Origin of the sequence: Dyadobacter sp. UC 10 (genome assembly GCF_008369915.1) — a bacterium.
GTDB lineage: Bacteria > Bacteroidota > Bacteroidia > Cytophagales > Spirosomataceae > Dyadobacter.
In genome coordinates this window covers 5,625,047-5,638,149 of the sequence record NZ_VSRN01000001.1, presented here as the reverse complement: position 1 = coordinate 5,638,149, position 13,103 = coordinate 5,625,047, and the positions used below count along the sequence as shown (strand labels likewise).

Genomic DNA, 13,103 nt, shown 5'->3' with positions numbered 1-13,103 from the left:
TTCCTATTACCTATTTAAATGAAAAAAATCAAATCGCTGCTACTGGTTTCTGCTATCATTTCCGCTACTTCCGCCAAGTTACTGGCGCAGCAGGCAAATGTTAACCTGGACTTTAATCCTCAAAAAAACACGCAAAACCTCGTGCCGTACGGAGGCAATGTGGTTTCCCCTGAAGTCCATGACGATCATAGGGTTACGTTCAGGGTAAAAGCACCGGATGCTCAAAAAGTGGCGCTGACCGGCGGGCCGATCCTGCTTGCATTGAAATCGAAAGAACCTGTTCCTTTTACCAAAAACGCAGACGGAATCTGGACGCTGACGGTGGGGCCGGTGAAGCCGAATATTTATGTGTACCGGTTGCTGATAGACGGCGTGGCGGTGGTGGATCCAGCCAATACATTGACTGGCGCCTCGAACCAGCCGGGTTACAGCAATTTGGTGGTGCATGATCGAGCGCCAGCTTATTACGATGCCAAACCGGTTCCGCACGGAAGCGTGACGCGGCATATTTATCACTCGGATGTATTGAATGGCGAGCGCGAAATGTTTGTGTACACGCCGCCGGGCTATGATCCCAAAAAGAAATATCCGGTACTATACCTTCTTGGCGGCAGCGGCGAGCTCGCAAACGGCTGGGAGCTCGATGGTAAAGCGAATCTGATCGCTGACAATTTGCTTTCGGAAGGCAGGATCGTACCGATGATCATCGCAATGCCCAACAACCAGGTTTTGCACCGGAATGACCCCAAACATCTTGAACAAACTTATAAATTGTTCGAAAGCGAGTTGAGAAAGCATATCGTCCCTTTCATCGACTCGCATTACAGCACCGCCAAAGACCGCAGGTCGCGTGCTATTTCCGGCTTATCCATGGGCGGGCGGCATACCCAGGCGGTTGGCTTTAATGCGATTGATCTGTTCAGTTCGTTTGGCATACTGAGCGCAGGAGATCTGGAACCTGAAAAGCTGAATCCTGCATTTTTCAGTGATCCCAAAATCAAAGATAAAGTGGATTATCTGCTCGTCGGACTAGGCAGCGGCGAGCTGGATTTTGTAGGTAAGAGATCCGAAGCGACGCATGAGGCGCTGAAAAAAATTGGTGTAGAACATGACTATTTCGTAGGCGGAGACGGCGCGCACGACTGGGGTACCTGGCGGCTCCTGCTGCACGACAAGCTCTTGCCCAATTTATGGAAAAAGAAACCCTAACCCTGTAATCGAAACAAATGGCAAATTTTAATATAGACGCAGAAAAGGCGCAAACCTACGATGCGATCGTGGTAGGAACCGGCATCAGCGGAGGCTGGGCTGCAAAGGAATTGACAGAGAAAGGTCTGAAAACGCTCGTCCTGGAACGTGGTAAGGATGTAAAGCATATTGTGGATTATCCGACGACGAATATGCTGCCATGGGAATTTGAACACCGCGGACAGCCTTCCCTGGCAATCCGTGAGGCGAATCCGATGGCGAGCAAGCATTACATTTTCAAGGAAGATGCGATGCATTTTGTGGTCAAAGATGCGGACCATCCCTACGTGCAGGAGAAGCCTTTCGACTGGATGCGCGGGTATCAGGTCGGCGGGCGTTCATTGCTTTGGGCAAGACAAACGCAGCGCTGGTCGGACTTTGATTTCGAAGGGCCGGCGCGGGATGGATTTGCTACCGACTGGCCTATTCGCTACAAGGATATTGCGCCCTGGTACAGCTATGTCGAAAAATTTGCGGGCATTTCGGGCAACAAAGATGGGCTACCGCAACTGCCAGACGGTGAATTCCTTCCACCGCACGAAATGACTTGCGTAGAAAAGCATTTCAGCGATCAGACTGCGAAGAATTACAAAAACACCAGGCCGATCATTATTGGTCGGGCGGCACATATCACCGATCCGAAGCCGGTTCATTTGGAACAGGGTCGTGCCAAATGCCAGCACCGGAATATGTGTCAGCGGGGCTGTCCGTTCGGCGGCTATTTCAGTACCAATTCATCGACCTTACCGTGGGCTGAGAAAACGGGAAACCTGACGCGAAGGCCACATTCCGTGGTACATTCTGTTATTTATGATGAGAAGAAAAAGCGCGCAACAGGCGTACGGGTGGTAGATTCGCTGACCAAAGAGATGACAGCGTATTATGCCAAAATTATATTTATCAACGCCTCTGCTATCAATTCAAACCTGATCTTGCTCAATTCAAAATCAAACCGTTTTCCCAACGGGCTTGGAAATGACAGTGGTATGCTGGGCAAATTCATCGGTTTTCACAACTACCGTGGCAGGGTAAGCGCGGAATTCGACGGTTTCCACGACCGTACTACTGACGGGCGCCGGCCGAATGGCTCCTATATTCCGAGATTCAGAAATGTGGCCAAACAGGAAACCGATTTCCTCCGCGGCTACGCAGTTTCCATGAACACTTCCAAATTGGGTAACCCCAATGCGGGCATCGGCGAGGATTTGAAAAACAGCCTTTTCGCGTCAGATACGAGCGGCTGGTCGATCGGTGCGCAGATGATGGGCGAAACTTTGATGAAGGAATCCAATATGATCAGCCTGCACCCTACCCTGAAAGACCAATGGGGCATTCCGCAGCTGCAAATGTCTGTCGTATTTGACGATAACGACATGAAAATGGTAGCGGATTTTTATACAGAACTCAGTGAAATGCTGTCGAAAGCAGGTTTTATCAATATCAAAACCTCAGATACCAAAAGAAACCCGGGCAGCGAAAACCACGAAATGGGCGGGATCAAAATGGGCAACGACCCAAAAACCTCTCTGCTCAATAAATGGAACCAAATGCACCACTGTGCCAACGTATTCGTCACCGACGGCGGCAGCATGGTTTCAACCGCCACGCAAAACCCGTCACTAACCTATATGGCATTAACTGCCAGGGCGGTAGATTATGCGGTAAAGGAAATGAAAAGGGGCTCGATTTGATTGGTTTCGGGAAGGAGGAGGAAGGTTGGAATACATTTGTCAGCCTGAATTTCATGATAAAACCAAGTGATCATGATAGGTTGCTTGATTTTATCATAAAAATCAGGATGACAAAAAGATGGAGCTCTGGGAATCAAAGTTTGGTCGTTGATGCAAAACAACCTTTTCCCTCTTCTAAAAATGCAAGACCACCAACGCCACAATCGCCGGCAGCGCCTGCACATAAAAAATCTTCCTGCTCGCAGTCACTGCACCGTAAATTCCCGCCACGATCACACAGGTAAGGAAGAAAATGGCTACGTGAAATGCCCAGTGACCGTCTAGAAAAAAGTACCAGATCAGACCAGCCGCCAGAAAACCGTTGTATAACCCCTGATTGGCGGCAAGCACTTTGGTAGGTTTGAACATTTCCGGGGCGAGGGAGCCTTTGAAAGTCTTTTTGCCAAGGGTTTCCCAGGCAAACATTTCTATGTACATGATGTAAAGGTGTTCGAGGGCAACAAGGCCGACGAGAATTTTGCCAAGGAGTTCCATGTTCAATGATTGAATGACCGGGTCGCCGGTGTGATGAATGACTGAATGATTGAATGTAGAAATGGAGGAAGGAGGAAAGGGAGGGAGGAAGAATTTAGTAAACTAGTTCCCTTTCCTCCTTCCTCCTTCCTCCATTTCCCCCTACTTCCCTTTCCCGGTCGCGGCCCAAAAAATACCGCCGTACAAATGATCCAAAAAAGATTGATCTGAGTAAACCAGCCCGATGTGGCCCAGACCTGTATAAAACGCGCGACCGCCATCGTAGTTATGGTACCACGCCATCGGATGTTCGGCGCCCATTCCGGTTCCCTGATTGGTTTTAGGATCGTAGGTCTTCTCGTCGATTGTGATCAGTATTTTAAGATCGTCGGCGTTGTAAGGCTTTTTATATTCGTACCATTCGTCGGTCCAGAGCATACGTTTTGGAAAACGTTCGAGGCCGGGGAAATTGCTGTCTTTTACGTCTAAAAACGCTGTTTGCTGTGCCGGATGCGTTTTGAAATACATACCGACGAGCTTTCCATACCAGGGCCAATCGTACTCGGTATCCGCGGCAGAGTGGATTCCTACCCAGCCTTTGCCGCTTTTAATATACTTTTCAAATGCGGTCTGCTGCGCTGCATTCAGGATATCTCCAGTTGTATTCAGGAAAATCACTACCTGATATTTTGCCAGATCTTTGTCATTAAAAACATCCGCATTCTCCTGCCAATCGACACTGAAACTGTGGCGGGAAGCCAGGTTACGAATCCCGGCTACACCTTCATGAATAGAAGTATGGTGAAAGCCAGCGGTTTTAGTGAATAATAATGCCTTGAATTGTTGTGCGTTGGCAGTTCCTGCAAGCAGCGTTACAAAAAGCAGAATTAGTAATTTTCTTGACATATTAAGTTGAATTGGAGTTACTGTTTCAAAAGTATTTTACCGCCTATTAAAACATAAAAGAGTAACAATATACCGTTGTGGGACAAGGAGCTTGGCAGACTTACTACCAGAAACTACGAAAGAAAATCGGCAATCGTTGAAATTTTAGTCACTTGAAACCTGCCAAGCTCGAGCAAATCTTTATCACCCGTCAGCAAGAAATCTGCATTACTATCCGCTGCCAAGGCCAGTAAAAAATTATCCTTTGCATCCCTGCACGTGTCAACTCTGGAATTTACCACCACAAAATCCGCGAACTCGTCAATGGTTTCTAGCAAATCCTCCACGTCTGATTGATTGAAGTATTTCCGGAATTTCGGTCTTTTCACGACTAACAAAAACTCGTCTAACAATTCTTTGCTAAAACGAGTTTGCATTGTCCCGAAAATAACATTGAATCCAGCCGCGAATAATCGTTTCGAATCAGAAAGCTAATCCAGAGATTGGTGTCAACAATAATTCTCAGAGGTTTCTCAGGCATGTCGCTTAGCTCTTGCCAACTCAACTTCGGAAGTAATTTCTTCTAACGTTGGTGCTGAGCTTGCCTTCGAACGGAGCTTTTTAAGGGCATCCTTAAATCCGTTTGAAGAAGGATTTTGAATTTCAATGAGCCTCCTGTCCGCCAGATCTTTTAAGAATCTGGCAGCTTTCGGATCCAATATGCTGATGCGCATTGTGTTCATATATCAAATATATTGAAAATGATCCATTTTCAATGTCTAATGGAAGCTCGCCAGAACCACTTTCCTATTCCAAAACCTGCCACTTAATACTCGTATCATAATCGGTGTAATGCACATACTTGCGGTTCTGCATCCAGAGCAGCACATTTTTGTCGGTCTTCTTCTTATATCTCGGCACAACCGGACGCACATTGTCGAACTCGGAATTCCGGGTCACGGGCGTAACATTCCACGTTTTTCCTGCGTTTCTGGTTTCGCCTTTCGAGATTTCGAAGACGTTGTCGATTTCATGTGAAAAGTAAATGATATCAGGATTTAGCGGATCAATGGTCAGACCGCCGGAGTAATTCTCTTCGCGCTCTTTTTTCCCTTCCGGAGTTTGCGGAAACCATTTTCCGGAATTGATAATGTGGTGATCGTTCCATTTTTTTCCATCAAAAACCGCATAGTGATATTGGTGCTTTTCGTTGGTCGGATAGCGCGTGTAAGCGACTACCGGCTGCCCTTTTTTATTGGTTACAATATCAAAAATCCATGCTTTTCCTGTTTCAGTATTTGCTTTGTAAATAACACTGGCGTCGGATGGATGAAAAGGCAAATGGTCCATATCCGCAATTTTAGAACCGTCGGCCCGCCAGAACGCATTTTTTTCATAATAACAATAATAAACCGAATTGAGCGGCTCTGCATTCGGGTGACCGTCGGTAAAGATCATGTGGATTTTCGATTTGCCGTCGGAATAGTACTTTACATAAGGTCGGTTGTTGGTATTCAATTCCTTCGAAGTGATCACTACTTTCGGATCTGACCACGTTTTTCCATTATCCGCAGAGGTAATTACATTGGGCTTAAAACCTACCCAGCGGCCAAAACTGTACACCTTATTATTTTCGGCACTGAGAATAAACGGATTTGCATAAGTGTAGGTCTCGCGTTTGAATTTGTCCAGCAATTCAGGCGTCTGTGGCTTGAAAACCAGCGCATCGGAAAATGAATTAATATCGCCCGGCTTTGCAGTAATGTGCTGGATCACACCCATTCCGTTCTTGCTGCCACCGTGCCACGTATATTGAGTAAGGATCTGCTGATCGGGTAATTCGAGGAAAGCCGGATTGTCGTGGTCGTCTATTTCCAGTTTACTGTAAAGTATTTTCTGCTGAATTCCAGCCGTTTGCGCATGGAGGGATGCTCCCACAATATCTCCCGATTTGGTCACCCAGCCGGTTACTATTTCTCCGTTTTTGGTATAAATAGCCCTGGGATCGCTGAACCAGCACCAGGCGCCGTCAGTGGTTATTGTTTGTTGTTTTTGGGCAAAAAGTGGGGTTGGAAAGCAAAAAAGCAGAAATAGAAGAGTGCTGATATGGTTCATGGTTTAGAAATAAAGCAGTGTACTTAAAGGCACAATTTAGCAAACTGCGCCGACTTCTGCCCGTATTGCATTAGCCGGATCAAATTCCTGCCGCCTATTGCCGGTTCATATCCTTAAATGCCCACGTCGACATTGCCTCGATCACCGTATCCAGTTCCCTGCCCGACTCCGTTAAAGTATAAGTCACATAGGGCGGCACAACTGGCTTGGCTTCGCGTGTCAGCAAATTATCGTTTTCGAGTTGCTTCAAATGCTGAATCAACATTTTTTCGGAGATGTGCGGCATGGCGCGTTTGATCTCGGAATACCGTTTGCTGCCCGAAAGCAAATGATATAAAATAATCGGTTTCCAGTGCCCCCCGATCTTATTCATCACATATGTAACCGGACATTGCTGCATTACAATTTCACGGTTCGCATTGTAAGTTGAGCTTTCCTTAATCTTTGTCATGGATACATACTTTGGGGTAAGTACTTGTCTAAAAGTAAGTACAAATATAGCTTTGTGCCAACAAAAAACAACTTACAACTATGAATTATATCATCACAGGATCACTTGGACACGTCAGTTTGCCAGTCACTAAAAATCTCATCGAAGCGGGACACGAGGTAACCGTCATCAGCAGCAATCCGGACAAAAAACATGAAATCGAAGCACTAGGCGCAAAAGCGGAGATCGGCTCTGTTACGGACGCAGACTTCATCAAAAGTACATTCAAAAACGCCGATGCAGCTTATCTGATGATCCCAAGCAGCTTTTCCCTTACGGATTATGAAAACTTCCAGCTCGAAGTTGCAACTATTTATCTGCAAGCATTGCAAGACAGCAATATCAAGCACGTGGTATTATTGAGCAGCCTGGGGGCGCATTTGCGCGAAGGTGCGGGGCCTATTGACGCCCTGGGCTACCTGGAAGAAAAACTCCTGGCAATCCCCGACCTCAACCTCGTTTTCCTACGCCCCTCCTACTTTTTCTCCAACCTGTTCAGCCTGGGCGGCTTAATACAAAATGCAGGAATCGCAGGTAACAATTTTGGAGATACCGACGAAAAACTGGTATTAACGGACACCGACCATATTGCGGAGGTCGCTACCGAGCAGCTTTTAAATTTATTTACCGGAAAATCCGTGATCAATATTGCGAACGACGAGCGTCACCCGAACGAAATCGCCGCAATCCTTGGAAATGCAATTGGCAAAGCAAATACGCCATGGGTAACATTTACAGACGAACAAGCCTACCAGGGAATGCTGGGAGCAGGTCTGAATGAAAGCTTTGCTTCCCTTTACCTGGAAATGGGCCAGGCTTTGAAAAACGGAAAAATGCAGGAAGAATACTGGAAAAACCGCCCCACCAGACTTGGAAGCTATAAGCTGGAAGACTTCGCGAAGGAATTTGCAGCAGCATTTGCGGAGGCTTAAATGCCCGATTTGATGCTTAAAGCTGAGCTAACATTAAAAAATAGATGGATTTTAATGTTAGCTTTTTTTTGAAATTTTGGTTGACAAACAATAGAAAAAATTTATATTTGTAAACCAAAACAGATTGATCATGAAAGAAGTATTCGCGGTTCGATTTAAATCAGCCCGTCTCAGAAGCGGGCTTTCCTTGCAAAGCCTGGCGGAGAAGCTGGGCAGCAAGCTCTCACGTCAGGCATTGCACAAATATGAAAAGGGAGATGTTCTTCCGAACAGCGAAATGCTAACCCTGCTGAGCAATGTGCTGAACGTTCGCCCTGACTATTTTTTCAGTGATCTTAAAGTTGAAATAGGTAGCGTTGAATACCGCAAAATGGCTAATCTCCCTGCCCGGGAAGAGCAAAAAGTCATTGAGCAAACCAGAGAATACTTATCCCGCTATCTGGAGCTTGAAGAAATTGTCGGCATGGAAAATGATTTCGCGAATCCACTCGGAGATATGGCGGCTGTTTCCAGCTTTGGGCAGGCAAACGCCGCTGCTGACTTACTCAGGGAGAAATGGAATTTGGGTGCGGATCCGCTTTATAATGTGTCCCAGCTTCTGGAAGACAAGCATATTAAAGTTGTAGAAATCGATGCAGACGTTGTTTTCGACGGAATGCAGACCTGGGCAAATGGCAAAATTCCGGTTTTAGCTATTAATAAAAATATCATCGGGAAACCAGACCGGATCAGGTTTACTCTTCTGCATGAGCTGGCTCACCTTTTGCTGAATTTTGAAAGTTTAGAAGAAAAGCAGAAAGAGAAGCTATGTCATCAATTTGCGGGAGCAATGCTTCTTCCTAAGCGTACTTTAATTGAAAAGATCGGGAAAAGGCGAAATCGTCTGTCGCTCATTGAATTGGGCAATATCAAAAAGCAATTTGGTATTTCGATCCAGGCAATCATTGTCAGGTCGTCAGAATGCGGCATTATCAGTGAAAATTACGCCAGGCAGTTTTTGCAACAAATCAAAGACGAAGGCTGGCGAAGCACTGAACCGATCGCGTACGAAGGCATTGAACAATCTGAACGCTTTGATCAGCTGATTTTCCGCGCGCTGGCAGAAGAACAGATTTCATTCAGCAAAGCAGCGGCGCTGAAAAACATGAAGCTGGCTGAATTTAAAAGCTTCGCTACTTTCAAAGAATGAAGGTTGCTGTTACCGATGCCTGTATTTTCATAGATTTAATCGGCTTAAATCTGCTGCATCAACTCTTCGACTTGCATCTGGAAATTCACACTTCCGCGGATGTTGTAGCGGAGCTTTACGATGATGGTGCGGAGCTGTATCAATTTGTCGATGCAGGTAAGTTGCAAATCCATTCAATCCAGGAGGCTGACCGCATTGTGATTTCGCAGGCCAAATACTCAAAAGCATTGTCTGAAAACGACAAGACTGTTTTGCATTTGGCAAATCAGATTAAGGCGACGGTATTAAGTTCAGATCAGGTTGTGCGAAAACACGCGGAGGCGCATGGGCTGGAATGTCGGGGAATGCTCTGGCTTCTCGATCAGCTTGTTGCACATCAAATCATTTCTGCCCCAATCGCTAAACAAAAATTACAGGCGCTTTTGGAAGCTAACGTCATGTATCGTAATAACATGAGACTGTCAGCAGAGATCCAAAAGCGCCTGCAAATATGGTCTTAGTTTATTTGCCCATCCTCAGCCTCGTCTGCGCTGCTCCCGGGTTATCTTTCAACTCGATTTTTAATGCACCTTTTACGGTATTGCGATCGATCATGAGCATAACCGGATGAATACCAACGGTTAAATCGGCTGTGAGATTTCCATCAGCGAGTTTCAGGTTTTTGCCGTCCAGCGTCGCTGAAATTCCATCTGCTGCATTTAAGCCCAGCGTAACTGGTCCTTTGGTCAATACTTCAATTTCAAAACGAACAATGCTGTAAGGTTTACCGCTTGCTGCTGCCAGCTCGGGTATCTCGCTCAGTGGCAACTCACCGGAAACCTTGCTGTAAACAGGCTGCCAGCTGGCCTTTGGAGCACTCTTCGCCGACGACGTTCCTTTATTCGCTTTCAATTCGGTAGAAGAAGTTTCCCAGCGTCTCACGAATCTGGTATTTGACACACGGAAATCGCCCGGTTCGCCCAGTTTTGTTAAAAATCCGACGAGGTTAATGAATTCAGTTTGATCCAGACTGGCGGTCAGTCCCGGAGGCATTAGTGAGCCTGGTACCTTTTCCATTACTTCCAGCTGACTTTTGGGAACCGAAACTTCCTTACCTGTGACATCGCGGATCACCACGTCATTCGCTCCATCTGAAGCGAGATAGCCCAGCAATTCGGAACCGTCTTTTTTAACAACCCGCTTCAAATCATAGCCTTCTTTAATGGACTCGCTCGGATAAAGCAGAGATTTGATAATCGTCTCCGCAGGCGAACTTGTCCCCAAACTGCTCAAATCAGGCCCGATTAATCCTCCCGCACCACCAATCGCATGGCAGGTAGTACAGCTGGATTCCACTTTCCGGAATATGAGCTCCCCTTTCGCAGGATCGCCTTTTTCACGGACCAGTTTCGCCAGACCAGCAATTTGCTGATCATTCAAATCCTGCGGCATTTTTTGAGTAGGTAATGTACCACCCGACGCTTCAAGTGCACTGACTAAAATCTTCATTTCATCAATGCTTTGCCTCGTCCAGCCGGCGCGCTGACGAACCAGTACCCGACCTTTTTTTGCAGCCGGTTCCGGGATTTTTTTAGCGGCAATAGCCTCGCCCAACGCGGCAGCACCAGGATTCGTTGAGATAAATGCCACGAACAGATCAGTCAAATCTACATCTGCTGGCAGTGTACGGATCAGGTCAGTCGCTAATGTAGCAGCAGCTTTGGGATCCACGGCAGCGAGTTGCGCAGCTGCGATCACACGCACTTCGGGCGCATTTTTCGGGCCTGCTAAATCAGTCATCAATTTTTGCGCCTTCGACTTATCTATCGCCGCCAGTGCGCCCAGTGCTGCTCTTTTCGTCTCTGGGTTTCCGGTTTGAACTAACTCGGTCAGTCGGTTATTCAGTGAATTCAGTTTCCACAAGCCTGCCAAACGCATCGCGCTCAAACTTACCGCCTCATCTTCACTATCAATTAGCGTAGCAATGCGATCTGCATTTTGATCCGGCTTCACATTGCGCTGGCGTGCAGCCTCTTCCAGCGCAGCCAGCTGAGCAGGAAGATTTTTATCTTTACTTTGAAGTGCCAGATCGAGCAGCATACTCAGGTCACCCGGCTGACCGGTGCGCGCGATTGAGCTTAATACATCTTTCTGATATTCGTCGGGTACCTGCCCTTTTTGATACAATTTCACCAGCAAATTAGCGGCGTCGGCACCTGTGGCTGACTTCAAAGCATAAGCAGTCTTTCTTGCATCTCCTAAAAACTGAGGATCCGATTTTGCCTTGGGCAGCCATACCGGCTCCAGTTCGCGGATCGTCTGCCACAATGCAAAGTCGAGAAACTCGTCCATTTGCGCATCCAGTGCGAGCAAGGCTGTTTTCGCAGCTTCCGGCGTTTTCGTTTTTCTTAGTGCAATAACCGCTTCAAGCCTTACCTGGGCATGCTCATCTTTAACAGCCTTGGCCAGTAATGCAGGCACATTCGCGATCTTGCCCGACCAAAGTTCCAGCGCCCGCAGTGCCGCAGCACGTGCATTATGCGTTTTTGCATTCAGCAGGCTGACAAGGATAGGCTCGTTAACCGTTTCTAAAGTTTGATATACCCATAAAGCTTCCAGCAGGTTGTGCTCGTAATTCACGTCGTTTTTGTCAAGAGCGGCTACCCATTTTTCCAGTGCAGGAATCACTTCTTTTGCTCCTTTTGCCTTCAACACCTGTTTCGCTTGAAGTCTTGTCCATTCTTCAGGTAATTTCAAAGACTCAAGTAGTTCGCCGGTTGTCGCTTTAGTTAGCTGCGGTTTCTTGACAAGCGGGCGGTTTTTAGCAACAATGCGCCAAATCCTTCCGTGCTGCTGGTCACGCCGAGGGTCATGAAAATCTACTTCGCCGTGCTGAATGATAGGGTTATACCAGTCTGCCACGTAAATAGCGCCATCGGGACCCACATTAATATCCACCGGACGGAATGCTACGTTATCTGTCCACATCAAATCGTCGGTTTGCTTGGACGCATAGCCTGCACCCTGCTCTTCGAGTTTGAAACTGTTGATCCTGTTCGCACGGAAATCATTCGTGATCATTCTCCCCTGCCAGGCATCAGGCAGATGTTTTCCTGAAACAACGTCCAAACCACTGTGCTTGGGCTGCCCCGGATTTAGTCCGCGCATGATGCGCGCTGCTCCCGGCGCCGTTACAAAAGTAGCGCCCGGAAATCCGTAGTTGATGCCTTCGCCACCGGCCCCGTCAGTCAAAAATGATTGTCCCCAGCGGTCAAACTGCAAGCCCCACGGGTTTACAAGACCCTTCAAATACACTTCCATATCAAGATTGCGCGTATTCAATGCCCAGGTACCTCCACCTTCCAGACGTTTGATCCCGAATGGGGTTTCTACGTGGCTGTAAATGTAAATAGACTGGTTGAAGTACATTCTTCCCTCTGGCCCCCAACGGAATGTATGGATCAAATGGTGGGTATCGCCTGTCCCGAAACCGTTCAGTATCCTGCGTTTTTTATCCGCTTTTCCATCTCCGTCGGTATCAGCAAAATGCAGGATTTCAGTTGAATTGGCCACGTAGCAGCCGCCGTCTCCCGGTAAAATACCAGTCGGCTGGATCAGTCCCTCTGCGAAAACGGTAGACTTGTCAGCCTTCCCGTCCCCGTCTGTATCTTCCAGGACAAATATCTTGTCATTAGCCGATTCCCCTGTTTTTAAATGCGGGTAAACCGTGCTGCTCACCACCCAGAGGCGGCCATCTGCATCCCAGTTCATTTGAATAGGCTTCGCTACCATCGGGTCGGAAGCGAAAAGCTGCACTTCAAATCCTTCCGCGACTTTGAACGAGGCAAGCTCCTTCTGGGGGTCCGGATCGGGATCTTCCTTTACATGTTGATACTGGCTGGAAGAGGTAGTCAGCAGGACCGCCGCAAAGAGCGTCGCTCCATATAGTAACCTGGTTGTTTTCATGTTCTGGCTTTCGGCTGTCGGCGACCGCTGTCGATCGCATGGCGCCGTTTGGGTTTAAGTATGTTATTATTTCTCAGATTTTTTGCTTTCACTAT

12 protein-coding genes are annotated in these 13,103 nt (G+C 47.3%); 5 read left to right on the top strand and 7 right to left on the bottom strand.

Annotated elements, in window-relative coordinates; translation table 11 throughout:
- The first annotated feature begins 18 nt into the window (after positions 1–18).
- Together FXO21_RS23345 and FXO21_RS23340 are read left to right on the top strand one after the other, a co-directional pair.
- Complete coding sequence (locus tag FXO21_RS23345) at positions 19–1,209, top strand: esterase (protein WP_149642339.1); 1,191 nt, start codon at positions 19–21, stop codon at positions 1,207–1,209.
- 17 nt (positions 1,210–1,226) lie between these two features.
- Positions 1,227–2,939 (top strand): GMC oxidoreductase, encoded by a 1,713-nt coding sequence (locus FXO21_RS23340; RefSeq protein ID WP_149642338.1) that lies wholly within the window; start codon positions 1,227–1,229, stop codon positions 2,937–2,939.
- Between the two features lie 174 nt (positions 2,940–3,113).
- Here the strand turns inward: FXO21_RS23340 and FXO21_RS23335 are convergent, their stop codons facing one another.
- From FXO21_RS23335 to FXO21_RS23310, 6 genes are all read right to left on the bottom strand, one after another.
- Entirely contained in the window at positions 3,114–3,473 is a 360-nt protein-coding gene (locus tag FXO21_RS23335) for a DUF1304 domain-containing protein (protein ID WP_149642337.1), read from the bottom strand.
- 141 nt (positions 3,474–3,614) lie between these two features.
- Positions 3,615–4,358 carry a ThuA domain-containing protein gene (locus FXO21_RS23330; RefSeq protein ID WP_149642336.1) on the bottom strand — a complete coding sequence of 248 codons (744 nt, stop codon included), beginning with the start codon at positions 4,356–4,358 and terminating at the stop codon, positions 3,615–3,617.
- 113 nt (positions 4,359–4,471) lie between these two features.
- A complete protein-coding gene (locus FXO21_RS23325) occupies positions 4,472–4,774 on the bottom strand; it encodes a putative toxin-antitoxin system toxin component, PIN family (protein WP_225865825.1) in 303 nt (100 codons plus the stop codon).
- Positions 4,775–4,870: 96 nt separating this feature from the next.
- Positions 4,871–5,071, bottom strand: a complete 201-nt coding sequence (locus tag FXO21_RS23320) for a hypothetical protein (RefSeq protein ID WP_225865824.1) — start codon at positions 5,069–5,071, stop codon at positions 4,871–4,873.
- 73 nt (positions 5,072–5,144) lie between these two features.
- Complete coding sequence (locus tag FXO21_RS23315; RefSeq protein WP_149642334.1) at positions 5,145–6,452, bottom strand: BNR-4 repeat-containing protein; 1,308 nt, start codon at positions 6,450–6,452, stop codon at positions 5,145–5,147.
- Positions 6,453–6,546: 94 nt separating this feature from the next.
- Positions 6,547–6,903 carry a winged helix-turn-helix transcriptional regulator gene (locus FXO21_RS23310; RefSeq protein WP_149642333.1) on the bottom strand — a complete coding sequence of 119 codons (357 nt, stop codon included), beginning with the start codon at positions 6,901–6,903 and terminating at the stop codon, positions 6,547–6,549.
- A gap of 80 nt (positions 6,904–6,983) precedes the next feature.
- Between FXO21_RS23310 and FXO21_RS23305 the strand changes: the two genes are divergently transcribed.
- The 3 genes from FXO21_RS23305 (at position 6,984) to FXO21_RS23295 (ending at position 9,563) form a co-directional block, all read left to right on the top strand.
- Positions 6,984–7,874, top strand: a complete 891-nt coding sequence (locus FXO21_RS23305; protein ID WP_149642332.1) for an NAD(P)H-binding protein — start codon at positions 6,984–6,986, stop codon at positions 7,872–7,874.
- A gap of 130 nt (positions 7,875–8,004) precedes the next feature.
- Positions 8,005–9,063, top strand: a complete 1,059-nt coding sequence (locus FXO21_RS23300; protein ID WP_225865823.1) for a helix-turn-helix domain-containing protein — start codon at positions 8,005–8,007, stop codon at positions 9,061–9,063.
- Positions 9,060–9,563, top strand: a complete 504-nt coding sequence (locus FXO21_RS23295; protein WP_149642330.1) for a PIN domain-containing protein — start codon at positions 9,060–9,062, stop codon at positions 9,561–9,563. The genes FXO21_RS23300 and FXO21_RS23295 overlap by 4 nt, the downstream gene beginning before the upstream one ends.
- A 1-nt stretch (position 9,564) precedes the next feature.
- Here FXO21_RS23295 and FXO21_RS23290 read toward each other — a convergent pair whose 3' ends face one another.
- Entirely contained in the window at positions 9,565–13,008 is a 3,444-nt protein-coding gene (locus FXO21_RS23290) for a PVC-type heme-binding CxxCH protein (protein ID WP_149642329.1), read from the bottom strand.
- Positions 13,009–13,103: the final 95 nt, after the last annotated feature.